At 39.1% G+C, this 24,527-nt stretch carries 22 protein-coding genes and 1 riboswitch; of the genes, 5 read left to right on the forward strand and 17 right to left on the reverse strand.

Features of this window, described 5'->3' with window-relative positions:
• Both HMPREF1116_RS03215 and pflB read right to left on the reverse strand, forming a co-directional pair.
• The coding region (locus HMPREF1116_RS03215) for an AAA family ATPase (RefSeq protein ID WP_001063443.1) at positions 1–1,981 on the reverse strand (1,981 nt) is incomplete at its 3' end.
• 402 nt (positions 1,982–2,383) lie between these two features.
• Positions 2,384–4,699, reverse strand: a complete 2,316-nt coding sequence (pflB, locus tag HMPREF1116_RS03220; RefSeq protein ID WP_000260625.1) for a formate C-acetyltransferase — start codon at positions 4,697–4,699, stop codon at positions 2,384–2,386.
• 237 nt (positions 4,700–4,936) lie between these two features.
• Here pflB and dinB point away from each other — a divergent pair, with 237 nt between their 5' ends.
• Entirely contained in the window at positions 4,937–5,998 is a 1,062-nt protein-coding gene (gene dinB / locus HMPREF1116_RS03225) for a DNA polymerase IV (protein WP_000904608.1), read from the forward strand.
• Between the two features lie 34 nt (positions 5,999–6,032).
• Here the strand turns inward: dinB and HMPREF1116_RS03230 are convergent, their stop codons facing one another.
• Both HMPREF1116_RS03230 and HMPREF1116_RS03235 read right to left on the reverse strand, forming a co-directional pair.
• A complete protein-coding gene (locus HMPREF1116_RS03230; protein ID WP_000273482.1) occupies positions 6,033–6,878 on the reverse strand; it encodes an undecaprenyl-diphosphate phosphatase in 846 nt (281 codons plus the stop codon).
• Between the two features lie 61 nt (positions 6,879–6,939).
• Positions 6,940–8,835 carry a DUF2207 domain-containing protein gene (locus HMPREF1116_RS03235; protein ID WP_000747700.1) on the reverse strand — a complete coding sequence of 632 codons (1,896 nt, stop codon included), beginning with the start codon at positions 8,833–8,835 and terminating at the stop codon, positions 6,940–6,942.
• Between the two features lie 130 nt (positions 8,836–8,965).
• Between HMPREF1116_RS03235 and HMPREF1116_RS03240 the strand changes: the two genes are divergently transcribed.
• A complete protein-coding gene (locus HMPREF1116_RS03240) occupies positions 8,966–10,531 on the forward strand; it encodes an ABC transporter substrate-binding protein/permease (RefSeq protein WP_000732055.1) in 1,566 nt (521 codons plus the stop codon).
• The gene (locus tag HMPREF1116_RS03245; RefSeq protein ID WP_000081949.1) at positions 10,531–11,271 is read left to right on the forward strand and encodes an amino acid ABC transporter ATP-binding protein; all 741 of its coding nucleotides are present in this window, start codon (positions 10,531–10,533) and stop codon (positions 11,269–11,271) included. The genes HMPREF1116_RS03240 and HMPREF1116_RS03245 overlap by 1 nt, the downstream gene beginning before the upstream one ends.
• 367 nt (positions 11,272–11,638) lie before the next feature.
• Here the strand turns inward: HMPREF1116_RS03245 and HMPREF1116_RS03250 are convergent, their stop codons facing one another.
• The 13 genes from HMPREF1116_RS03250 to HMPREF1116_RS03310 form a co-directional block, all read right to left on the reverse strand.
• Positions 11,639–11,854: a capsule biosynthesis transcriptional regulator gene (locus HMPREF1116_RS03250; protein WP_001140700.1), complete on the reverse strand. Its 216-nt coding sequence runs from the start codon at positions 11,852–11,854 to the stop codon at positions 11,639–11,641.
• 105 nt (positions 11,855–11,959) lie between these two features.
• Positions 11,960–12,856 carry an SPFH domain-containing protein gene (locus tag HMPREF1116_RS03255; RefSeq protein WP_000243418.1) on the reverse strand — a complete coding sequence of 299 codons (897 nt, stop codon included), beginning with the start codon at positions 12,854–12,856 and terminating at the stop codon, positions 11,960–11,962.
• An 82-nt stretch (positions 12,857–12,938) separates the two neighbouring features.
• Entirely contained in the window at positions 12,939–14,189 is a 1,251-nt protein-coding gene (gene ilvA / locus HMPREF1116_RS03260; protein WP_000947298.1) for a threonine ammonia-lyase IlvA, read from the reverse strand.
• A gap of 80 nt (positions 14,190–14,269) precedes the next feature.
• Entirely contained in the window at positions 14,270–15,292 is a 1,023-nt protein-coding gene (ilvC, locus tag HMPREF1116_RS03265; protein ID WP_000290683.1) for a ketol-acid reductoisomerase, read from the reverse strand.
• A 218-nt stretch (positions 15,293–15,510) separates the two neighbouring features.
• On the reverse strand, positions 15,511–15,987 hold the full coding sequence (gene ilvN / locus HMPREF1116_RS03270; RefSeq protein ID WP_001253809.1) for an acetolactate synthase small subunit: 477 nt from the start codon (positions 15,985–15,987) through the stop codon (positions 15,511–15,513).
• On the reverse strand, positions 15,980–17,680 hold the full coding sequence (locus HMPREF1116_RS03275; RefSeq protein WP_000411249.1) for an acetolactate synthase large subunit: 1,701 nt from the start codon (positions 17,678–17,680) through the stop codon (positions 15,980–15,982). The genes ilvN and HMPREF1116_RS03275 overlap by 8 nt, the downstream gene beginning before the upstream one ends.
• Positions 17,681–17,892: 212 nt before the next feature.
• Positions 17,893–18,582: a 50S ribosomal protein L1 gene (gene rplA / locus HMPREF1116_RS03280; RefSeq protein WP_001085672.1), complete on the reverse strand. Its 690-nt coding sequence runs from the start codon at positions 18,580–18,582 to the stop codon at positions 17,893–17,895.
• A gap of 96 nt (positions 18,583–18,678) precedes the next feature.
• Positions 18,679–19,104 (reverse strand): 50S ribosomal protein L11, encoded by a 426-nt coding sequence (gene rplK / locus HMPREF1116_RS03285; RefSeq protein ID WP_001085808.1) that lies wholly within the window; start codon positions 19,102–19,104, stop codon positions 18,679–18,681.
• Positions 19,105–19,297: 193 nt separating this feature from the next.
• Positions 19,298–19,780 carry a GNAT family N-acetyltransferase gene (locus HMPREF1116_RS03290; protein ID WP_007554507.1) on the reverse strand — a complete coding sequence of 161 codons (483 nt, stop codon included), beginning with the start codon at positions 19,778–19,780 and terminating at the stop codon, positions 19,298–19,300.
• On the reverse strand, positions 19,755–20,174 hold the full coding sequence (locus HMPREF1116_RS03295) for a hypothetical protein (protein ID WP_000453544.1): 420 nt from the start codon (positions 20,172–20,174) through the stop codon (positions 19,755–19,757). The genes HMPREF1116_RS03290 and HMPREF1116_RS03295 overlap by 26 nt, the downstream gene beginning before the upstream one ends.
• 27 nt (positions 20,175–20,201) lie before the next feature.
• On the reverse strand, positions 20,202–20,852 hold the full coding sequence (locus HMPREF1116_RS03300; protein ID WP_000653445.1) for a phosphatase PAP2 family protein: 651 nt from the start codon (positions 20,850–20,852) through the stop codon (positions 20,202–20,204).
• Positions 20,842–21,405: an ECF transporter S component gene (locus tag HMPREF1116_RS03305; protein ID WP_000185852.1), complete on the reverse strand. Its 564-nt coding sequence runs from the start codon at positions 21,403–21,405 to the stop codon at positions 20,842–20,844. The genes HMPREF1116_RS03300 and HMPREF1116_RS03305 overlap by 11 nt, the downstream gene beginning before the upstream one ends.
• A gap of 157 nt (positions 21,406–21,562) precedes the next feature.
• Positions 21,563–21,781: riboswitch (FMN riboswitch) on the reverse strand.
• 48 nt (positions 21,782–21,829) lie between these two features.
• On the reverse strand, positions 21,830–22,333 hold the full coding sequence (locus HMPREF1116_RS03310; RefSeq protein ID WP_000181353.1) for a tRNA (cytidine(34)-2'-O)-methyltransferase: 504 nt from the start codon (positions 22,331–22,333) through the stop codon (positions 21,830–21,832).
• Positions 22,334–22,726: 393 nt separating this feature from the next.
• On the opposite strand from HMPREF1116_RS03310, the gene trkA reads away from it, so the two are divergent.
• Positions 22,727–24,076, forward strand: coding sequence for a Trk system potassium transporter TrkA (gene trkA / locus HMPREF1116_RS03315; protein ID WP_000691699.1), 1,350 nt, complete (start codon positions 22,727–22,729; stop codon positions 24,074–24,076).
• Between the two features lie 3 nt (positions 24,077–24,079).
• A partial coding sequence (locus HMPREF1116_RS03320) for a potassium transporter TrkG (RefSeq protein ID WP_001082104.1) occupies positions 24,080–24,527 on the forward strand: 448 nt, incomplete at its 3' end.

Consider the following 24,527-nt stretch of genomic DNA (forward strand, 5'->3'; position numbering starts at 1 on the left):
GGAGTGGACGAACACCCATGACTTCATCATAACCTTCTTCAGTCATGTATTCTTTAGCTGCATCGCTCACTGCCAAGTCGATTTCTTTCTTAGCAAGTGTCTTATTGACATCAACCAACATCAAATCCACAATCTTAGAAAGGTCTTCCTTGCTCAAGTGTGAGAATTCAATCACAGCGTTGAAACGGTTGAGGAACTCTGGACGGAAGTATGGTTTCAAACGATCCATGAGCTCTGGTTTGTCCGCATCTTCTGTCAAGTTGGCTTCATAACCAAAGCCAGCATTTGAAGTTGCGATAATCACCGTATTCTTGAAGTTTACCGTGTTACCTTGACCGTCTGTCAAACGACCATCATCCAATACTTGAAGAAGAAGAGTAATCACTTGAGGGTCTGCCTTTTCAATCTCATCAAGAAGGACGATTGAGTATGGATTACGACGAACACGTTCAGTCAAGGTATTGTTATTGTCATCGTAACCAACATAACCAGCAGTAGTACCAATCAATTTAGAAACGGCTGTGCGGTCGCTGTATTCAGACATATCCAAACGAATGATGGCATCTTTCGTTCCGAACATATCAAGAGCTAATTGTTTAGCCAACTCAGTCTTACCAACGCCAGTAGGTCCTACAAAGAGGAAGCTACCGATTGGGCGATTTCCTTCATCAAAACCTGCACGGTTACGACGAATAGCACGTGCCACTGCTTCAACGGCTTTATCTTGACCGATAACCTTAGTTTGCAAACGGTGGCCCATATCTTTCAAACGTTCAATATCAGTTGCACCCATTTGTGAAACAGGAATACCTGTCATACGTTCAACAGACTCAGCTACATCATTAACTGTTGCTGTAACCTTATGATCTTCAGTATGGTTGGCAATTTGTTTTTCAAGTTCTTCGATACGAATTTTTGCATTAAGGGCTGCTTCGTAATCTTCTTTAGCAGCTGCAGCTTCTTGTTTAGCTTTTTCTTCTTCAATTTCATGTTCCACAGCATGTACATCTGTCACTGGGTGTTGTGCTGCCAAGTGAGCAGCTGTCACATCGACCAAGTCGATAGCCTTATCTGGCAAGCTACGTTGTGGAATGTATTGAACAGAATAATCAACAGCAGCTTTCAATACTTCATCTGGCAAGATAACATTGTGGTGTTGTTGATAAAGATCACGAATACCTTGAAGAATCTTGAAAGTATCTTCAGCAGATGGAGCATTAACTTTTACTTCGTTGAAACGACGAGCAAGGGCAGCGTTTTTCAAGATTGTATTACGGTATTCATCTTGAGTTGTTGCACCAATCACTGTCAATTCCCCGCGTGAAAGAGCTGGTTTCAAGATATCAGCAAGACCTTTAGATCCTTGACCATCCCCTGTGCTACCTGCGCCAAGGATTTGGTGAATTTCGTCGAAGAAGAGGATAATATTTCCAGCTTCTTTGACTTCGTTTACCAAGTTTTGAATGTTTTCTTCAAAGCTACCACGGTATTGAGTACCAGCTTCAAGTCCAGAAATATCAATAGAAATGATTTCTTTGTTCTTGATTGCTGCTGGAACGTCACCATTCACAATAGCTTGAGCCAATCCTTCAACTACTGCCGTTTTACCAACACCAGCATCCCCAACAAGAACTGGGTTATTCTTTGTACGACGAGAAAGGATTTCAGATGTTTCTTGAATTTCCTTGTTACGTCCAATAACCGGATCTAACTTACCTTCACGCGCTTCTGCTGTTAAGTTACGTCCAAGTTTTGCAAGAATGCCATCTTGTTTCATAGCTTTACCTTGAACATACTGAGCTTGGTCACTTCCTTCACTTGGAAGTTGTCCTGTTTGACGATAAATAGCAAATTCTTCAGGTGTTACTTCACGACCGTTAATCAAGTAACGACGATTTTCAGAACTGTATCCACGCATACCGCCCATTAATTGGTTAAATAAATCATCCATGTTGTTAAAGTTATTAAAGTTGTTGTTCATATTTCATACCTCGTTTGTTTTCAAAATTAGTTAGTCAAATTAATTTGACTTTCCCTGACCTTTGTTTTAAAAAATTTAGACTAGCTACTTGCTACTCTACGTATAATTTCTGGTTTTTCTTTATCCAATGTAGATTTTGTAATTGGAATTCTAAAAATACTAATGTTAAACATAGGTTGCACCTCTTTTCTAGGTTTTACCCACACTTTGACCTTAAGATAAATTACACAATCACCTTAAAATCAAGGTTTTCTAAGGATTTCCTTATCCTTATGTTCTTAGTATATCACTTTGGTCAGTATTAGTCAAGAGATTTGACCAATTTTGACCATTTTTTTAAATATTTTTTTATAGCAAAAAAACCAGTCAAAGTGACTGGTTTTTATTTACTATTTATGAATCTTAGCTCAATGCATCATCCATTGAAAGAACTTCGTGGAAGACACGTTGTGTCAATTCAGTTTTTTGTTCTGGAGTGAGGTATTTAGTGTTTACACAGTATCCAGAGATACGTACGATTACGTCTTCACCTGACATGATCTTTTCGTAAACATCGTTCAAGTCCATAACGTTCAAGTTAACGTGTTGTCCACCGTTTTCGAAGTAACCATCAAGGATTGTTACCAAGTTATCAACTTGTTCGTCACGAGTCTTACCAAGAGCACGAGGTGAAACTTGAGTTGTCAATGAGATACCATCAGCTGCGTAACCAAAGTCAAGGCTAGCAAGTGAGTTCAAGTTTTGCAACCATCCACCTTTAGCTTTGTTAGATGGGTTAGCACCTGGTGAGAAGAATTCAAGTTTAGACAAGTTCACTGAACCATCTTCGTTGAGGTATACACCTTTGTGGACTGGTGAGTTACCAGTTTGTTTAGAGTAAGCAACGTTAGATGTGATTGTCAAAAGTGAAACTGTAGCTTCTGCATTCTTGTAAAGTTTGTGGCTACGTAGACGAGTTGTGTAAGCTTCGATCAACCATTCTGCCAATTCGTTTGAACGTGGGTCATCTTCACCCCAACGTGGGTATTCACCGATTGTTTCGTAATCGTAGATGTAGCCATTTTCATCACGGATTGGTTTAACTGTAGCGTATTTGATAGCTGACAATGTGTCAACAGTGTTAGCGAATCCACAGATACCGAATCCCATGTTAGCACGTTGTTTAGTTGGCAAGAAGGCCATTTGAACAGCTTCGTAGTTGTACTTATCAGTCATGTAGTGGATGATGTTCAAAGCATCTACGTAAGTGTCAGTCAACCAGTCAAGAGATTTTTCAAAGTTAGCTTTAACTGATTCGAATTCAAGAACTTCGTCACGGATTGGTTCGATATCAAATACTTTGTAGTCTTTATGAACATCATCGTAACCACCGTTCAAACCAGTAAGAAGAGCTTTAAGAACGTTAACGCGAGCACCGAAGTACTGGATGTTGTGACGTTGTTCTTCGTTTTCTGGGTCAAGTGGAGATACACAACATGAGATACAGCTCATTTCACCATATCCATCTTTAGCCATTGTTGTAACACCTTCGTATTGGATAGAAGAGTGTTTGTGGCTCATGTGCATACAGTAGCGACGGAAGTTGTATGGCAATTTGTCAGTCCAAAGAACTGTCAAGTTTGGTTCTGGAGAGTTACCGATGTTGTCAAGAGTGTTCAAGAAACGGTAGTCCATCTTAGTAACACGGTGACGACCGTCGTTACCCATACCAGCCATTGAAGTTGTGATGAAGGTTGGGTCACCTGAATACAATTGGTCGTAAGCTTTTGTACGAGCAAATTTAACTGTACGAAGTTTCATAACGAAATCATCAACAAATTCTTGGATTTCTGATTCAGTAAATGTACCACGAGCAAGGTCACGTTCTGCAAAGATATCCAATACGATTGGCACACGTCCAAGAGATGTAGCCGCACCGTTGATCACACGGCAGACAGACATAAAGGCAATGTTAACCCATTGGATAGCTTCTTTAACGTTCATCGCTGGTTTGCGAACATCAACTCCGTAAAGATCACCCAAGCGAACAACTTGTTGCAATGCTTGATATTGAAGGTTGATCTCTTCACGAAGACGGATTGTTTCTTCATCAATTTCTTCGATTGAGTTCCAGTCGTTAACTTTTTCTTGCATCAAGTAGTCTGCACCGTAAAGAGCAAGACGTGCATAAACACCGATGATACGTCCACGTGAGTATGCATCTGGAAGACCAGTTACAGTGTGAGCGTGACGAGCACGACGGATGTTTGAAGTGTAAGCACGGAAGATACCATCGTTAACAGTTGTTACGTATTTAGTGAAAATTTCGTGAACAGCTGGATCTGGTTCGTATCCATTTTCTTTCAAAGTAGTTTCAGCCATACGGATACCACCTTTTGGCATGAAGTTCAATTTGAAGAGTTCATCGTTTTGGATACCATAAATCAATTCGTTTTCTTTGTCGATAAATCCAGCAGGAATATCAGCAATAGAAGTTGGACGAGTGTCCATTGGGAAACGAGTTTCTTCGTAGTGTGCTTTAGTTTCTTCTACGATTTTTTTGATGTGGAGTGAACGTTCTGTTGGTCCTGCAAGGAAGCTTTCGTCTCCATCGTAAGGTGTGTAGTTAGCTTGTACAAAGCGTGATACACTTGCTTTTTCTTTCCAGTCAACACCTTTAAAGCCTTCCCAGGCTTTGTCAAAAATATCTTGTGCTTCAACAACTGTCTTAACAACCATGTTAATGTCCTCTTTTTTCTTTCTAGTAACAGTCATCTGTTACATTCATGTATTCAGTATACCACACAGTAAACGATTTCAACAACTAAAAACTCACTTTTTTAACACTTTCTTTTCTAATACAGTTCGAAATATGCTGCAAACTGTATTATATTTTTGAAAGAGATTATTTGATTTTCATTTTTTCAGAAAAAGAGTATAATAAAATTAAACAAACTAGCACTGAGAGGTTTCTCCATGTTGATTTTTCCACTAATGAATGATTTATCTCGTAAAATCATCCATATTGACATGGATGCCTTTTTTGCTGCTGTTGAAATTCGAGACAATCCCAAACTTAAAGGGAAGCCAGTTGTGATTGGTAGTGATCCTAGAAAAACTGGTGGTCGAGGAGTTGTTTCTACCTGTAGCTATGAAGCGCGAGCATTTGGCATCCACTCAGCTATGAGTTCTAAAGAAGCCTATGAACGTTGCCCTCAAGCCGTTTTCATTTCTGGAAACTACGAAAAATATACTGCTGTCGGTCAACAGATTCGAGCTATTTTTAAACGTTATACGGATAATATCGAGCCTATGAGTATCGATGAAGCTTATCTAGACGTGACTGAAAACAAACTCGGCATCAAGTCCGCTGTTAAAATCGCTCGACTAATTCAACAAGATATTTGGAATGAACTTCATTTGACCGCTTCTGCTGGTGTGTCTTACAATAAATTCTTAGCTAAAATCGCTAGCGATTACCAAAAACCTCGAGGCCTGACAGTTATTCTTCCTGATGAAGCTGAAGATTTTCTTAGACAAATGGATATCGCTAAATTCCACGGTGTAGGTAAGAAAACAGTTGAAAAATTGCATCAAATGGGCGTATTCACAGGAGCTGATCTTTTAGAAATTTCTGAAATTAGTCTCATTGACCGTTTTGGTAGACTCGGTTTTGACCTGTATCGCAAGGCTCGTGGCATTGATAATTCTCCCGTCAAATCCAATCGCATTCGTAAATCTATCGGAAAAGAAAAAACTTATAGTAAAATTCTCAATCTAGAAGAGGATATCAAAAAAGAGCTAACCCTACTTTCGGAAAGAGTTGCCCTTAGTCTTCAAAAACATGAAAAATCTGGAATGATTGTTATTTTAAAAATCCGCTATGCTGACTTTTCTACAATGACTAAGCGGAAAAGCTTATCTCAAAAGATCCAAGATGCTGAAACGATTTCACAAATGGCTATCCAACTTTACGAATCTCTGGCAGATAAAGATAAAGACGTTCGCTTATTGGGTGTCACTGTGACTGGATTTTAAAACCTTGAAGGAAGCTTCCCTCAAGGTTTTTTTCTTATACAAATAATCGAATAAAGCTATAAAGTAGCAAGACACTACCAAGGACAATACGGTATTTACCAAACATCGTAAAGTCGTGTTTTTTAACATAGCTAGTCAAGAAACGAATGGCAACCATGCTGACTGCAAAAGCTACTACCATGGCTACTAAGAGCAAGAAGAATTGACCAAAACTCAAAACTTCTCCTGCCTTGATGAATTTAAAAATCTTCAAAGCGCTGGCTCCAAACATAACTGGAATTCCTAGGTAGAAGGTAAACTCAGTTACCACCGAACGACTGGTTCCGTTTAACAAACCACCGACGATAGTCGCACCTGAACGACTAGTCCCTGGTAAAAGAGCCAAGACTTGGAAAAGTCCGATATAGAGGGCTGTTTTATAAGGCAACTTGTCTAGCTCTGTGACTGTTGGCTCAATTGCTTGCGCTTTGTTGCGTTTTTCAAGATAAATAAAGGCAACCCCATAAACAATCAACATAATGGCTACTGAAACCATATTATGGAAGTGAGTATCAAACCAATCATCAAACTTAAAGACTAAAAGAAGAGGGAGGGTCGCAACAAATACTTTGGACCATAATTGCCAAGTTCTACGAACTTCGACTTTATCCTTGCCTGGTTTAAAAGGATTCAGTTTGTTAAAGTAGATAACCATAACGGCTAGGATAGCACCCAGTTGAATGACTACGTTAAACATAGACATAAAAGCTTCATTTTGATCTTTATACTGGATAAACTCTTCTGCCAAAATCAAGTGACCAGTACTTGAAATCGGCAACCATTCCGTAATTCCTTCAACAATCCCAAAAAAGATTGATTTTAAAATTTCAAAAAAATACATAGATTACTCCTTTTTCTACCCTCCATTATATCATACTTTTAAAGACTGTGTTGAGTTTTCTTTAGAAAGCGCCGATACTTCCACCACCGCCACCGCCTGAGAAACCTCCACCAGAGCTACCGCTTCCAGATGATACAGAGAAGGTACTTGCTGTATTTGCGACCGAAGTGTATTGATTAATGTGAGCAGCAGATATATGAAACTGTTTATCCCATCCACAAGATACATAAAGATTCATAGTTTCGTTTTCAAGTTGAATATTGTGGAGCTTCATGATCTTATTCACTTTCTTTGCGTATCCATACAGAGTTGCATAAACCAAAAGACGATTCCAAAGTACAATGCTCTCTAGTTCAGCCTTATCAAGATGAGTAATATCACGAAGCATATTTTCAAAACTTGTCCAAAGGTAATAGGCTTCTGCCCCTTCTTCGTTTAAGACTCCATCACGAGATGGACCTCGAGTCACAAAATAAACTAAGGCACTGGCAAGTAAGCCTATTAAACCTAGGGAAAGTAAAGGAAGTGAAAAATAACCACGTGTTCGCAGACTATAATAAAAGACAAGAAGGCCTATTAAACCTGTTATAGCTGAACAGACTTTCATACCATTCACAAGACTACTTTCTTTATCAGTCAAAGGACGATAATAGCTTGGAAGACGTAGAATTTTTACCTTGTCTCGAACACAACTTTGCAAACGTTGAAGTCGTCTCTCGAAGGAACGCTTGAGATGCAAACCGAATTCGCGAATATGCTGCTCATCAGCTTCCTTAGCTCCATGGAATAGTCCTGAAGAAACTTGATACTCTGGAAAAAGGTCTGAAAGAGCCAGTTCTTTATTAGTTGAGAGAGTCATCCGCAAGCATTCTTTTTCAAAATTCGACAAGCCTTTTTCACTATTGATTTTTATCCACGGTTCTTCTTCACCCTGAAAAATAGATAAATGCCCTCGATCAACTAAGTCTAGCAAGGTCGCCTGAATCAATCGTTCAAAAGAGAATTTGCCAAACTTCTTCTTATTCAAGGGACTGATTTCCTCCAAGGAGGTAGAGTAAATAGCCTCCGCCAAAACCATTGGAGGTAGATCCATTGGGGGTTCGTAGAGTCGATGATCCTTGGGATATACCTTTTTGAGGGCCGTATGTTTACGAAATGCTCGATAATACATGATGGTCATCATCAATAACACGATAAAGATTATTGGAAAAATCCACTTTATCATGAGACTAGCTTGCACTTTGCTAGCTTTTATTTCTATTTCAATTTTTTTAAAATCTCTTAAACGCTCTTCTTCCAGCCCTTGGCTTGGAGCTAACGAGAAAGCCTCTCTGGGCCAATAGGCATGTAGCTCAACTTGACGTTTTCTAGGAAGATTTTTCATCTTCACTCGATAAATATCATTTACTTTTTCGACACTACCCTCATTGAGGAGTTTTCCAGTATGAAAAAAGACTTTCTCTGCCGGACTATATGAAGTTACTCGGAATTCTAAGTCTTTGATGTCTCCTGAACTATCTGTCAGTGGTTGCCAATTCAGCTCAGCAATATCCTGATATAAGAAAAGAAGATTTTTCAATTGCCAGGTAATGGTTACACGTACAGTATCTCCAGCTTTTCCTGGATTTAAAATTATTACTTGATAGCCTTTCCCATTTTCCTTTGTGTAGGAAAGGGCATCTTCTATAATTTCCCCATTCTTTGATACTAGAACAGTGGGATCATCATCAATCTCAAAGCCTTCTGGCATTTTCCCTGCTTTTCCTAGTCCAACCGATTGACCATTAAAATCATCTTTAAAACGATAGGTGATTGTTTGTTGGAAAACTGCTGTATTATCTGCATGAATATTCAAATCTCCCTTATAAGATAGAATATCAAAGTCTACAGCAAAAACCAGGCGTGGTATCAATAGCAAACAGGCAAACACCAAAGTAAATAGCCATCTTTTTTTCATCGTATACTCCCTTTCAAGTTTTTTCACTATTATATCATTTTTCACAAGTAAGGGTTTACTAAGATTGAAAAAGTTCCGCTTTTTCGATACAATAGAGAGAAGCAATTTTAGACTAGAAATAGGAGAAAACATGAAAAAATTATGCTTAACTATCCTTGCTAGCCTGGCCCTTACTTTAGGACTAGTTAGCCAGGTCCAAGCCGATGAATATTTACGCATCGGTATGGAGGCAGCCTACGCACCCTTTAACTGGACTCAAGATGATGACAGTAACGGTGCTGTCAAAATCGATGGAACCAACCAATATGCTAATGGTTACGACGTCCAAATAGCTAAAAAGATTGCTAAGGACCTAGGTAAAGAGCCCTTGGTTGTTAAAACCAAGTGGGAAGGACTTGTTCCAGCCCTTACTTCTGGTAAGATTGATATGATCATTGCAGGTATGAGCCCAACTGCTGAACGCAAACAAGAAATTGCATTTTCAAGCAGCTACTATACTAGCGAACCAGTACTTTTGGTCAAAAAAGATTCTACCTATGCAAACGCCAAAACACTAGACGATTTTAAAGATGCAAAAATCACTTCTCAACAAGGGGTTTACCTTTACGACTTGATTTCTCAAATTCCAGGCGCTAAAAAAGAAACTGCCATGGGTGATTTCGCTCAAATGCGTCAAGCTCTTGAAGCTGGTGTCATTGACGCTTATGTTTCTGAACGACCAGAAGCCCTAACTGCTGAGTCAGCAAATGCAAAGTTCAAAATGATTCAGCCTGAACCTGGTTTTAAAACTGGGGAAGAAGACACCTCTATCGCTATCGGTCTTCGTAAGGATGACGAACGTATTAGCCAAATCAATGCTAGTATCGAAACCATTTCTAAGGATGAACAAGTTGCTCTCATGGATCGTATGATCAAAGAGCAACCTGCAGAATCTACAACGACAGAAGAAAGCAACAGTAATTTCTTTGGCCAAGTCGCTAAAATTCTGACTGAAAACTGGCAGCAACTCTTGCGTGGTGCTGGTATTACCCTTCTCATTTCAATTATCGGTACCATCGTTGGTCTCGCTATCGGTCTTGCTATCGGTGTTTTCCGTACTGCACCTCTATCTGAAAACCAATTTATCTTTGGAATCCAAAAACTAATCGGTTGGATTCTCAATATCTATATTGAAATTTTCCGTGGAACACCTATGATTGTACAATCTATGGTTATCTACTATGGAACTGCCCAAGCTTTCGGGATCAACCTAGACCGTACGCTAGCTGCTATCTTTATCGTTTCAATCAACACTGGTGCCTACATGACTGAAATTGTTCGTGGTGGTATTTTGTCTGTTGATAAGGGACAATTTGAAGCGGCAACTGCACTCGGTATGACTCATAACCAGACCATGCGTAAGATTGTTTTGCCTCAAGTTGTTCGAAATATTCTACCAGCAACTGGTAATGAGTTCGTCATCAACATCAAGGATACTTCTGTATTGAACGTTATCTCTGTAGTAGAACTTTACTTCTCAGGAAATACAGTAGCAACACAAACCTACCAGTACTTCCAAACCTTTACCATCATAGCAGTTATCTACTTTGTCCTCACCTTCACAGTAACGCGTATCCTCCGCTTCATCGAAAAACGTATGGATATGGATACCTACACGACAGGTGCTAATCAAATGCAAACGGAGGATTTGAAATAATGAGTCAACCAATCCTTGAAATCAAACACCTCAAAAAATCCTACGGGCAAAACGAGGTCCTAAAAGACATCTCTCTCACTATTCATAAAGGAGAAGTGATTTCTATCATCGGTAGTTCCGGTAGTGGTAAATCAACTTTCCTACGTTCTATCAACCTTCTCGAAACACCAACTGAAGGTGAGATCCTTTATCACGGTGAAAACGTCCTTGAAAAAGGGTATAACCTCACTCACTATCGTGAAAAACTAGGCATGGTTTTCCAATCCTTTAACCTCTTTGAAAATCTCAACGTTCTTGAAAATACGATTGTTGCACAGACAACTGTCCTCAAACGTGAACGATCAGAAGCAGAGAAAATTGCTAAAGAAAACCTTGAAAAAGTTGGAATGGGAGAGCGCTACTGGCAAGCTAAACCTAAGCAACTTTCAGGTGGTCAAAAGCAACGTGTCGCCATTGCTCGCGCACTTTCTATGAACCCTGATGCCATTCTCTTTGATGAACCAACTTCAGCCCTTGATCCTGAAATGGTCGGTGAAGTTCTAAAAATCATGCAAGAACTAGCTCAAGAAGGCTTGACAATGATCGTTGTAACCCACGAAATGGAATTTGCTCGTGACGTATCACACCGTGTCATCTTTATGGACAAAGGTGTTATTGCAGAAGAAGGCAAACCTGAAGATTTATTTACAAATCCTAAAGAGGAACGTACAAGAGAATTTTTACAACGCTATTTAGGTTAAGACAAAAGCGGTTGAATAAACCTCTTCAACCAAGAGTTGTTTTCCTATTCAATCCCAAATCAACATTGAGTCAAAGGCTCATGAACATAAGAATATAAAAATCAAGGTCGGAGTTTTTTATCCCGACCTCTTTTTATATACTTTAAAAATTACTTTTATCCCTTCTTCTGTTTCCTGAGCAAGTAATGCTTGTAACTCTATTCCTAATCTTTTATTTGATTTTCATGAGTGAGTGAGTGAGATCGCTCCTCTCCTGTCAACCTAGTTCATTCTAACAGATAGATTTGTTTAGTAGGTCATAGCATGGCTATTTCGCCGTTCCATAAATAAAAGCAGACTCTAATTAGAGTCTGCTAGTATCCAAAGATTAATCTTCAAATTTTTCATGATTTTTTTCATAGAAATCAATTAATCCAAGGGCTGTTTCAAAGGAAATATTTTTAACTTTTGCACGTCCTTGAGCTAGAGCAATGATAGACATTTCACGTGCATTCGTTTCTTTAGAAATACGATAACCAGTGATCTTCTTATCACGAACCCAGCTAACAACTGATTCTACTTTTTCAAAGTTAGTCTTAGCCATGTTTTTCTCCTATTTTATTCTTTACGATATTTAATTGTATACGTTTTTATGGTATTTGTCAATAACAAAACATATATCCAATCAAATAAGACGTTAAGATTTAGTTTACTTGGCTTTTAAAGCCGATAATATATGGGTTCGTATATCTTCAACTCCGTTAGGATTTGCTGGTAAGAAAATTGTATTATTACCTTGTTTTTCTGCAAAATTATTCAATGTATCTAAATACTGGTTAGTTAACAAGATTGACATGATTTGCTCTTCAGTTAATTCAACATTGGCTCCTTTTAACTCTTTAATAGAATCAGCAAGTCCATCAACAATTGCTTTTCGTTGCTCTGCGATCCCCACACCATGTAGGCGATCCTTTTCTGCCTCCGCTTCGGCCGCTGTTACGATCTTAATTTTATCTGCTTCGGCCAATTCTTGTGCTGCTACTCTCTTACGTTGAGCAGCATTGATTTCATTCATCGATTGCTTGACTTCCGCATCCGGCTCTACTTTGGTAATGAGCGTTTTGACGATAATGTACCCATACGTTGACATTTCTTCCGCTACTTGTTTTTGAACTTCTAATGCAATTTCATCCTTTTTCTCAAACAATTCATCCAAAGTTAACTTAGGAACTGATGAGCGCAATGCGTCTTCGATATAAGATTTGATTTGAGCCTCAGGTCTCATTAGTTTATAGTAAGCATCTGTAACATTTTGTTCATTTACTCGGTACTGTGTCGCAACATTCATCGTCACAAATACGTTATCTTGAGTCTTGGTTTCCACAACGATTTCACTTTGCAAGAGACGCAGCTGTACACGAGCTGCAATTTTATCAATCCCAAATGGTGCTCTTAGGTGAATACCACTATTGCTCAACTTTTGATACTTACCAAATCGTTCAATGATAGCTACCGATTGTTGTCGAACAACATAGATTGAGCTCATTAAAATAGCTCCTACAATAAGCATTAGAATAATTAGAACAAGTATAACTTTTAAAACCATGGGAATCTCCCCCTTTCTTCACTTACATTATAGCACTAGTAAATAGGTTAGGCAAATAATATGATAAAAATTTCATAGCATATTAAACAAGCATATTATATAGGGTCTCATTCCCATTCAAGTTAATATAAGATGGGTCAAATTTTTCCATCCGGTGAATCAATCCCGCATAATCATGTTTATCAGCAAGTGCAACCCCTATCAATACTGGACCAGTTCCCTTGCTAGCTCGTTTGATATATTCAAAACGAGTAATATCATCATGAGGTCCTAAGATATCATTTACAAACTCTCGAAGTGCTCCCGGACGTTGTGGGAAATTCACTACAAAGTAATGCTTGATACCATCATAAATCAAGGCACGTTCTTCCATCTCTGGCATACGGTTGATGTCATTATTCCCTCCAGAAATGATACAACAAATAGTCTTGCCCTTAATATAATCGGATAATACTTCCAAGGCTGCAACACTAGCAGCACCCGCAGGCTCAGCTACAATCCCTTGTTTAGAATAAAGATCAATTAAGGTCTCAGAAATCAAGCCTTCATTTACACCGATAAGAGTTTCAACATTTTTTCGTGTTGCTTCATAGGTCAACTGCCCTACTTTTTGCACTGCAATCCCATCCGCAAATTTATCAATTTCTTTAAGTTTAACCGGTCCCCCAGCTTCAAAGGCAGCTTTCATAGAACGAGCACCTTCAGCCTCGACTCCAATGACCTCAATTTGAGGATTTGTTTCTTTAATATAAGTAGAAACACCTGAAATGAGACCTCCACCGCCAACAGGTACCAAGACAGTATCAAAATCAATAGATTCTTTACGAGCTTCTTCTAAAATTTCATAGGCTACCGTACCCTGACCAGCTTGAACATAGGGATCATCAAAGGGATCAATAAAAGTACGATTTTCAGCTACAGTAAAGTCTTGAGCAGCCTTGGCTGAAGCATCAAAAGTATCCCCTACTAATTTGATCGTAACAAAATCTCCTCCAAAGAAACGAACCTGACCAATTTTCTGTTGAGGTGTCGTAATTGGCATAAAGATTGTTGCAGGGATCTTCATCTCATTACATGTGTAGGCAACTCCTTGAGCGTGATTGCCCGCTGAAGCACACACTACACCACGTTCACGTTCCTCTTTTGTCAATTGCGAGATAGCGTAATAAGCTCCACGAATTTTAAAAGAACGGACACGTTGAGCATTTTCCTTCTTAAGATAAATTTTCGCTCCGTATTTTTCGGATAAATAATGATCGTAGTCAAGTGGTGTATTGGCTACTACACCACTCAAAACCTTGTGGGCTTTCACCACATCTTTTGCACTTAGCATAATCTCCTCCTAGATGAGTTTTCAAGATAAAAAGCGAGTTAGGTTCCCCCCAACTCGCCTTCTGTTTATATTCTTAAAAATTAGTTGTAGATCTTGAATGCATCATCGTCGTTTTTACCGACAAATGGCATTGCTTTACGCAATTCTGCACCAACTTTTTCAATTTCAAGGTTAGCTGCTTGTTCACGGTAGGCAGTCAATTTTGGACGTCCAGCTTTGTAGTCATTCACAAAGTCGTTGGCGAATTTACCATTTTGGATGTCCGCAAGAACTGCTTTCATGTTTTCTTTGACTTGTTCAGTGATTACACGTGGTCCTGAGACATAGTCACCATATTCAGCAGTGTTTGAAATTGATTGACGCATTTTCTTGAATCCACCTTCATAGATCAAGTCAACGATCAATTTCATTTCGTGAAGAACTTCAAAGTAAGCCAATTCTGGAGCATAACCAGCTTCAGTCAAGACTTCAAAACCAGCTTCGATAAGAGCAGTCAAACCACCACAAAGAACTGCTTGTTCACCAAACAAATCTTCTTCAGTTTCTTCTTTGTATGTTGTTTCAAGAAGACCTACACGCGCTGCACCAACACCTTTACACCAGTCCATAGCGATGTTTTTAGCATTTCCTGTTGCATCTTGGTAGACAGCGTAAAGTGCTGGAACACCAAATCCTTCTTCGTAAGTACGACGTACCAAGTGTCCTGGTCCTTTAGGAGCACACATAAAGACATCAACATCTGCAGGAACTTTGATGAATTCGAAGTGAATGTTGAAACCATGTGCAAATCCAACAGCATTCCCAGCTTCCAAGTTTGGAGCAATTTCTGCTTCGTACAATTCTTGTTGGATTTCATCTGGTGCCAAGATCATGATAACATCAGCCAATTTAGTTGCTTCTGCTACTGTGTAAGTGTCAAAACCATCTTCTTTTGCTTTATCAAAAGACTTACCTGGACGTACACCGATGATCACATCGCGACCTGAATCACGCAAGTTTTGAGCGTGCGCATGTCCTTGTGAACCATAACCAATAACGGCGATTTTTTTACCGTCAAGTGCTGCTACTTTTACATCTTTTTCGTATTCCATTTGAACTGCCATAGTTTTTTCTCTCTTTTCTATTTTTATTGCCTGTTAGGCTAGTTTAACAAATTTAAGTTGGATTCTTTTACTCAATGAAAATCAAAGAGCAAACTAGGAAGCTAGCTGTAGGTTGCTCAAAGCACTGCTTTGAGGTTGTAAATAAGACTGACGAAGTCAGTAACATATACCTACGGCAAAGCGACGCTAACGTAGTTTGAAGAGATTTACGAAGAGTATTAGTCGCGGGTAAATCCAGTTGCACCCGTACGAGCGATATTCTTAATACCGTAAGGTCGAATGACTCGAATCAAAGCTTCACTCTTTTCTGCATTCCCAGTCATCTGAATGGTAATGGAACTTGGAGCTACATCGACTACTGTTGCACGGAAAGGTTGGATAATAGCCAAAATTTCTGCACGTTTTTCAGCAGGCGCTGAAACCTTTATAAGAATTACTTCTCGTTCTAAGTGGGGCTGATCCGTAATATCACGAATACGAATTACATCAATCTGACGATTAAGTTGTTTGATGATTTGCTCCACCTCATCATGTGAGGCAACATCGATGATAATGGTAATTCGTGATACGTTAGGATTTTCCGTTGCGCCAACAGAAATGCTTTCGATATTGACTTGACGTCTCGATAAAACTCCTGTGAAGCGATTGAGAACACCTGAACGGTTTTGAAGTTTGGCTGTTAACATTCTACGCATTAAACTTCACCCCCAACATCTCATGATTACTCTTACCAGCTGGGACCATCGGTAAAACATGTTCTTTCCGAGAAATGTCTACTTCAATAAACATTGGTTCATCTTCCATGATGACTTCCAAATCCTTCTCAAGAGTTTCAGGATTATCAAACTTATAATTCTTAATTCCATAGGCTTGAGCCATCAATTGGAAATCTGGAAGGCTATCAAAGACCGACTCTGAAGTTCGACCATCATAGAAGGCTTCTTGCCACTGGCGAACCATCCCGAGTGAATGGTTATTAAGCATGATGACCTTGATTGGAATCTTGTAAATATTTAAGATTGCCAATTCCTGATTGGTCATCTGGAAACCGCCATCTCCGACAAAGAGAACAACTTCTTTATCTGGATTAGCAATCTTAGCACCAATAGCTGCTGGGACTCCGAATCCCATGGTTCCTAGACCACCAGATGTTACCAATTGACGCTCGTTTTGGTAAGGATAGTATTGAGCCGTCCACATTTGGTGTTGTCCAACGTCTGTTACGACAATGGCATCGCCATTGGTCAACTCACCAACGCGTTCAATAACTGCTTGAGGTTGAACCACACGTTCTTTCTTATCATAAGAACGAACACGATTCTTATCTTTGGTAACTTTCTCAATCCACTTTTCAGTATTGTTACGAACGATTGGCTCAGCTAGTAACTGCTGCAAAGCCTTTTTCGCATCACCAACAACCGGAATATCAACTGCGATAATCTTACCAATCTCTGCAGGATCGATATCAATATGTGCTACTTTTGCATTCTTAGCAAAGGTTTTAGGATTTCCAGTCAAACGGTCATCAAAGCGGCAACCAATAGAAATCATAAAATCAGCCTCAGTCATGGCAATATTTGCTGCAAAGGAACCATGCATTCCACCCATTCCCAAAAACAGTGGATGGCTAGTTGCAATTGTCCCCTGTCCCAAAAGACTTGTCACAACTGGAATTTGATAACGCTCTGCAAATTCATTTAACTCTGCTGCAGCCTCAGCGTAACTAATCCCACCCCCAGCTAGCAAGACTGGTTTTTTAGCCTTAGACAATTGCTTCAAGATTTTCTTGATTTGCATATCATTTGGCTCAAGTGTTGGCTGATAACTTGGTAAATCTATCTCTGGAGAGTAAATGAAGTCTGTCTCAAGCGCAGAAACATCTTTTGGTAGGTCAATGACGACTGGTCCTGGACGACCTGTAGTCGCAATATGCACAGCTTCTGTAATAATTCGCGGAATATCCGCAGTTTCTCGAACCTGATAATTGTACTTAGTGATTGGCATGGTGATACCAACGATATCAGCTTCTTGAAAAGCATCCTTACCGATTCCCGATCTTGCAACTTGTCCTGTGAAGACCAAAAGGGGAACACTATCGCTCATAGCATCTGCGATCCCTGTAATGGCATTTGTAGCTCCTGGTCCGCTTGTGACGACTGCAACACCCAGTTTTCCTGTTGACTTAGCATAACCTTCAGCTTCGTGAAGACAGCCCTGCTCATGGCGACCTAGAATATGGCGGATTCCCTTAAAATTATAAATAGCATCATATAAAGGAAGTACTGCTCCACCAGGATAACCAAAAATCGTGTCGATTCCTAAGTCACGAAGTGTTTCCAAAACAAGATCCGATCCCGTCTTAGGTGAGTCTAAAATGATTTTCTCCATCGTTCCCCTTTCTCTTCTCTTAAAAATAGCTTGTTACTATCATACCATTTTTTCAAAAATTTTCAAGAGAAAAGAGCAAATTTTCTGAATTTTCTATCTAGATACTTTACAATATCAAATAGATTAGAAAGTTTATACGTATTTTTATTTTTTTAATAGAAAAAAGGTTGAGACAAACTTGTCTTCAACCTTTCATGTTAAATCATTACTAATTAAAGTGAGTTAACGTCAACCTTGATACCAACACCTTGAGTAGTTGTGATTGTCAAGCTTGTTACGTAAGTTCCTTTAGCAGTAGCTGGTTTAGCTTTTTGGATTGTTTCGTTGAATGCTTTGAAGTTTTCAACCAACTTGTCAGCTTCAAATGAAACTTTACCGATGATCGCTTGTACGATACCTGCACGGTCTGCACGGTAAGTGATTTTACCACCTTTAGACTCTTCAACTGCTTTAGCAACATCCATTGTTACAGTACCAGTTTTAGGGTTTGGCATCAAGTTACGAGGTCCAAGGACACGTCCAAGACGTCCAACAAGAGCCATCATGTCAGGTGTAGCGATAACTACGTCGAAGTCCAACCAACCGTCGTTGATTTTAGCAACAAGGTCATCTTCACCAACGAAGTCTGCACCAGCAGCTTTTGCTTCTTCAGCTTTTGCACCACGTGCAAATACAAGAACGCGAGCTGTTTTACCAGTACCGTTTGGCAATACCATTGCTCCACGGATTTGTTGGTCAGCTTTTTTAACGTCAATGTTCAAGTTGTAAGCAACTTCTACAGTTGCATCAAATTTTGCAAAGTTAGTTTCTTTTGCAAGAGCTACAGCTTCTTCTACGCTGTATGCTTTTGTGCTGTCGATCTTCTCAAGAGCAGCACGAAGTTGTTTGCTTTTTTTAGCCATTTTCTATTCTCCTTGTAAGTGGTTCAATCGATTTTCATCTCCCACGTCACTTCTCGAAATGATGAAGTCTTGCGGGTTATATAGGGATGTTATTGATTAGTCAACAACAGTGAATCCCATAGAACGAGCAGTACCTTCGATCATACGCATTGCAGACTCAATGTTTGCAGCGTTCAAATCTGGCATCTTAGTTTCTGCAATTTCTTGTACTTGTGCACGAGTAACTGTAGCAACTTTAGTTTTGTTAGGTGTACCTGATCCTTTTTCAACACCTGCAGCTTTTTTCAAAAGAACAGCAGCTGGTGGTGTTTTTGTAACGAAAGTAAATGATTTGTCTTCGTATACTGAGATAACAACTGGAATGATCATACCAGCTTGGTCAGCAGTACGAGCGTTGAACTCTTTTGTGAATCCCATGATGTTGATACCAGCTTGACCAAGAGCAGGTCCAACCGGTGGAGCTGGTGTAGCTTTACCAGCAGGGATTTGCAATTTTACAAGTTTTTCGACTTTTTTAGCCATTTTTAAATCCTCCTTTGTGGTTTTGGCGGTAATTTAGAGATTTTTACCTCCCACAAGTATGCTTTACACATACCCATCTATTATACACTATTTTTTAAAAAATGCAAGAGAAATTTTTATTTTTGATATTTCTTTCTGTTACACTTTTTTGGTGAAATCAATCTTCAGAATCTTCTACCACGATGGAAAGAATTCATTCGCTCAAAGTCAGTACAAAACTCACTCCATTTTCAGTAGTACCACTTTCCACAAATCCAAGAGACTCAAAGCATCTTCTAGAAATCCGATTGAAAGTGTAGATTTCTTGAACTTTCAATTGTTCCCAACCCTTTTGCCGAGCTAGATCAATCAAAGCCTTCAAAACCTTGCGTCCAAGTCCTTGATGTTGATAAGTTGGATTGCCAATCACAATAGGAAGATTTCCCTGAGATAAGGTTACATCCCCAATTGGAAGCCACTCTCCCTTTTCTCGAAACTCAATCCAGAACAAATCCCCGTGTCTTTCTAAATAGGAATACATGGCATTTAATTTTTCTGAACTATAAGGTATTCTAATACCGTCTACAAGTTCCACCAAATCCACATCTTGATACCAAGCCAAAGCTGCATCATGATGATCTGCTAAAAAATAGGGAACTAGACGCAAGGAATCATCTATCTGAATGATTTTTGTCATCATTTTCTAATCCTAATACCAGCTCCGCTGCTTGATTAAAACCATCACACCAGTTATACCATTTTGCTTCATACTCATCTTGAGGTAAGATATGATCTTTTAAATCCAGAACAGAGTATATCTTTCTTTTCTCACAAGCTTGCGCATAGAGATGATATAGTTCATCACCTCCATCTCTATCCCACTCAGCAGAAATCGTATTCTGGCCTATCAATAAAGCCTGATAAGCCCTGTGATGCCCATCTGTAATCAACAAATAATCTCCAAATGCAAGAACACTGATTGGATCAATATTGATTAATTCTACCGACTGATAAAGCATCTGGATATCTTGTAATTTCTTTTCTGATAAGTATAGTTGACTCGGATGAAGATCTTTTATGTTGACTTCCATTTCTTCCTCCTCAAGAAGGGTTAATGCCTACTTCTGCTTTCCTTTGAAGCGCCATTGAAAACGCAGTTTATCATAGAAAGGAAACTCCATAAACAAAACTCCTAGGCCTACACAAAGGCTGGCAATCACATCTGACGGGTAGTGAACTCCCAGATAAATTCTTGATACCAATACACTGAAGATGTATAAACTTAGCAAGATTTGAACGATTTTTCTCCAGACTGTATTCTTAATCCTTTGGCTTAAAATCACAATCAAAGTTCCAACCATAATCGTTACTGCCAGAGAATGTCCACTTGGAAAAGAAAAACCTTTTTCTTCTACCAAGTGTAGAATTTCTGGTCGTGGTCGTTGGTAAATATTTTTAAAAGTTACGATTAAGATTCCAGCTAAAGTCAAATTCCCCAGCATGAGATAACTTTCCATCTTCCATTGCTTACGATAAAATACAAAAGCTACAATTAAAACCCAGCTAATAATGACTGGGATATCAATTAAGTGCGTAATTGCCCGAAAAAGAAGCGTTAAGGTCTCAGGTAAATCACCTCTAATGGCAGTCTGAATCGGCTGATCAAAACTGACCAGCATTTCTGGATAAAATTTGACAATATAGCCAATAATCATAAAAAGTAAAAGGGCAAAAGAGCCCTTCATCATAAATGTTTGTTTATCTTTCATAGTATTTTAAAGTTGGTTTCAAAAGGACAAACAACAACCAGAAAGAGATGGCAAATATAATACCTTCAATCAGATTAAAAGGCAAGACCATAGTCATCAGGTAGTTGCTCAACCCTAAGATTTTCTCAATATCAAAATTAGCAAACTTAGCGTACAAAGGAACAGCATAAACATAGTTTAGAACTAGCATAGCTAGAGTTAAACCAAGCGTACCAGCTAGTGAAGCTAGGACGAAACGCATGGTTGTTCGCTCTTTTTTCCAAATCAAACCAAAAGCAAGTACAAAGACTCCCAAGGCAACAATATTCATCGGTAAACCAATATAGGTACTAACCCCTTGATTGTTCAGAAGGATTTTCAACAAGGACCGAAGGAAAAGCACTCCAAAAGCTGCTGGTAAATCCAAGACTACCAAGCCCACAAGGACCGGTAAAATACTGAACTCAATCCTCAAGAAGGATGCCGCTGGCAAAAGCGGAAAGTCAAAGTACATCAACACAAATGAAAGTGCTGATAAAATTGCAATGGTCGAAAGTCGACGTGTGTTTGTCATAACAGGTTCCTCCAATTTTCTATAAAATCAGAAGAAGTTGGAAAGGATTCCTCTATCTATCCTTTATTTTTATATTCCAAAAGTTTCCCCTCACTCTTTTTTAGCAAGCGGTTGCAATTTACCTATAAAAAATCAATTAGAATAGACAAAGCCATTCTTTCGTCTTCTCCCATCCAGACTATACTGTCGGTTGTGGATTCTCACCACATCAGCTTGCGCTCGCGGACTTATTTGGCTAAGATATTTTAGATTTATCTAGGCGTCGTAGTCGAAGATAATACTTAAAGTATATCGAGACAAGACAACGACGAGAAAGCTAAAATAGCTAGTCAAATTTACCGCCGGTCGGGAATTTCACCCTGCCCTGAAGACCCCTTTATGATAACAAAAAAAGCTTGCAAGCGCAAGCATTTTATCTAAGTGTTTATTTCAACTTATCTGTTTCGTAAGTGTGAACCAGTTCGAGGCCCGCAAAGTTTTGTTGTCGGAGGGCCTCATAGACAATCATACATACTGTATTAGATACATTCAGGCTACGAACATGTTCATCATTCATAGGAATTCTGAGAGCCTTTTCTGGATGCTCACGCATAAATTCCTCAGGCAAGCCCTTATCTTCACGCCCAAAGAGAAAATAATGATCTCCTTCTGTCGTGAAATCTGCATCTGAATAGACTTTTTCTGCAAACTTGGAAATCAAGTAGAGTTGACCATCCATTTTTTCCATAAAATCAGCCAAGCTATCATAAAAATGAATCTCAAGCTTATCCCAATAGTCTAGACCTGCCCGCTTCATCTTACGATCATCAATAGGAAAACCCATCGGTTTGATAATATGAAGGGGCGCATTCGTTGCTGCACAAGTACGAGCAATATTACCCGTATTTTGTGGAATCTGGGGTTCAAATAATACAATGTGATTTGTCATGCCTTGTTTCCTCTCACTAGTGCAAAAAAATAGCCACACTGCCCGGAGTCAAGCTCAGCAAACAGCGTGGTTAAGGCGTCGTTAACTTACCTCACAACAGGTTTGAAGTAAATCAGCGAAACTACTGTTTTAGTATATCACTTTCAGCTTGATTGTCAATAGAAATGACTTGATTTTTTCAATTTTTTTACAAACATATTTACATTAGCTAAAAATGCTTCTGTATTCATTAGAATTACACGAAAATAGTTGTTTTATATCTTAAATTTTTAACAAGTAAGATTATCAGTGGGACAATTTTCTACCCTAATAATGAAAAGAGTCGGTTGCCGAGTGCATTTTATTCTAAAAAAGAGTATGATAGATACATATTGAAAAAGTAGGTTATTTAATATGAAGATTATTCTTGTCGGAGGGGGGAAAGTTGGTTCTGCCCTTTGTCGTTCACTTGTCGCTGACAATCATGATGTTGTCTTAATTGAACAGAACGAAACGGTTCTTAATTATATGACAAGCCGTTTTGACATTATTGGAATTGCTGGTAATGGGGCTGACTTTGCCATGCTAGAAGCTGCCAATGTTCAAGACTGCGATATTTTCATCGCTATGACTCAGTATGATGAGGTCAATATGGTCTCTGCTGTCTTAGCTAAAAAGATGGGGGCTAAAGAAACCATCGTCCGTGTCCGCAATCCTGAGTATTCCAACCCTTACTTTAAAGAAAAAAATATTCTCGGATTTTCTCTTATTGTCAATCCAGAACTCCTTGCAGCTCGTGCTATCGCTAATATCATCGATTTCCCAAATGCTCTTTCTGTTGAGCGTTTTGCAGGTGGTTTGGTTAGTTTGATGGAATTCAAGGTTCGAATTGATAGTAATATTTGTCAGATGTCTATTGCTGATTTCCGTAAAAAGTTTGGTAATGTTATCGTTTGTGCCATTGAGCGCGATCATAAGCTCATGATTCCAAGTGGGGATATGGTCCTCCAAGATAAGGATCGGATCTTTGTTACAGGTAACCGTGTAGACATGATGCTTTTTCATAACTATGTCAAATCTCGTGTCGTTAAAAGTTTACTCATTATTGGAGCTGGAAAAATCGCTTACTACCTTGTTGGTATTTTGAAAGATAGCCGTATTGATACCAAGGTCATTGAGCTTAATCCAGATCGTGCAGCATTTTTCAGTCAAAAATATCCAAAACTCTATATTGTGCAAGGTGATGGAACCGCAAAAGATATCCTCCTAGAAGAAAGCGCCCAACACTACGATGCTGTCGCAACTCTAACTGGCGTTGACGAAGAAAACATTATTACATCTATGTTCTTAGATAGTGTTGGTGTTCAGAAAAACATCACCAAGGTCAATCGAACTAGCCTTTTAGAGATTATCCATGCACCTGAGTTTTCTAGTATTATCACACCAAAAACCATCGCTGTAGATACTATCATGCACTTTATCCACGGTCGTGCCAATGCCCAATATTCAGATCTTCAAGCGATGCACCACCTTGCAAATGGACATATTGAGACTCTTCAATTTCTCATCAAGGAAGCCAATAAAATGACTGGCAAACCCTTGTCTCAATTGAAACTCAAAAAAGATATTTTAATTGCTGCTATTATCCGCAACGGAAAAACAATCTTCCCAACAGGTGAAGATAGCCTTCAAGTCGGTGATAAGTTAGTTGTCATCACACTACTATCAAATATCACCAAGATTTATGATCTGTTAGAGAGGTAAGCTATGAATAGAAGTATGGTACGATTTCTTCTTGCAAAGCTACTCTTGATCGAGGCTGGTCTACTCTTAGTTCCAGTTAGCATTGCTCTTTATTATCGAGAATCGAGTCAAGTTTTTACAGCACTTTTCTCTACCATCGGAATCCTTGTTGTGCTAGGTCTTCTCGGCATCATCAGCAAGCCTAAAAAACAGCGAATCTATGCAAAAGAAGGGGTCTTAATTGTAGCCCTCTGTTGGATCCTCTGGTCATTCTTTGGTGCCCTTCCCTTTGTCTTTTCAGGGCAAATTCCCAATATGATAGACGCCTTCTTTGAGATTAGTTCTGGCTTCACAACAACGGGAGCAACCATTTTAAATGATGTTTCTGTCTTAAGTCGTTCTCTTCTATTTTGGAGGAGTTTTACCCACCTCATCGGAGGGATGGGGGTACTGGTTTTTGCCCTAGCTATTA

This window comes from Streptococcus sp. SK140, from assembly GCF_000259525.1.
In the GTDB taxonomy this organism is placed as follows: Bacteria; Bacillota; Bacilli; order Lactobacillales; family Streptococcaceae; genus Streptococcus.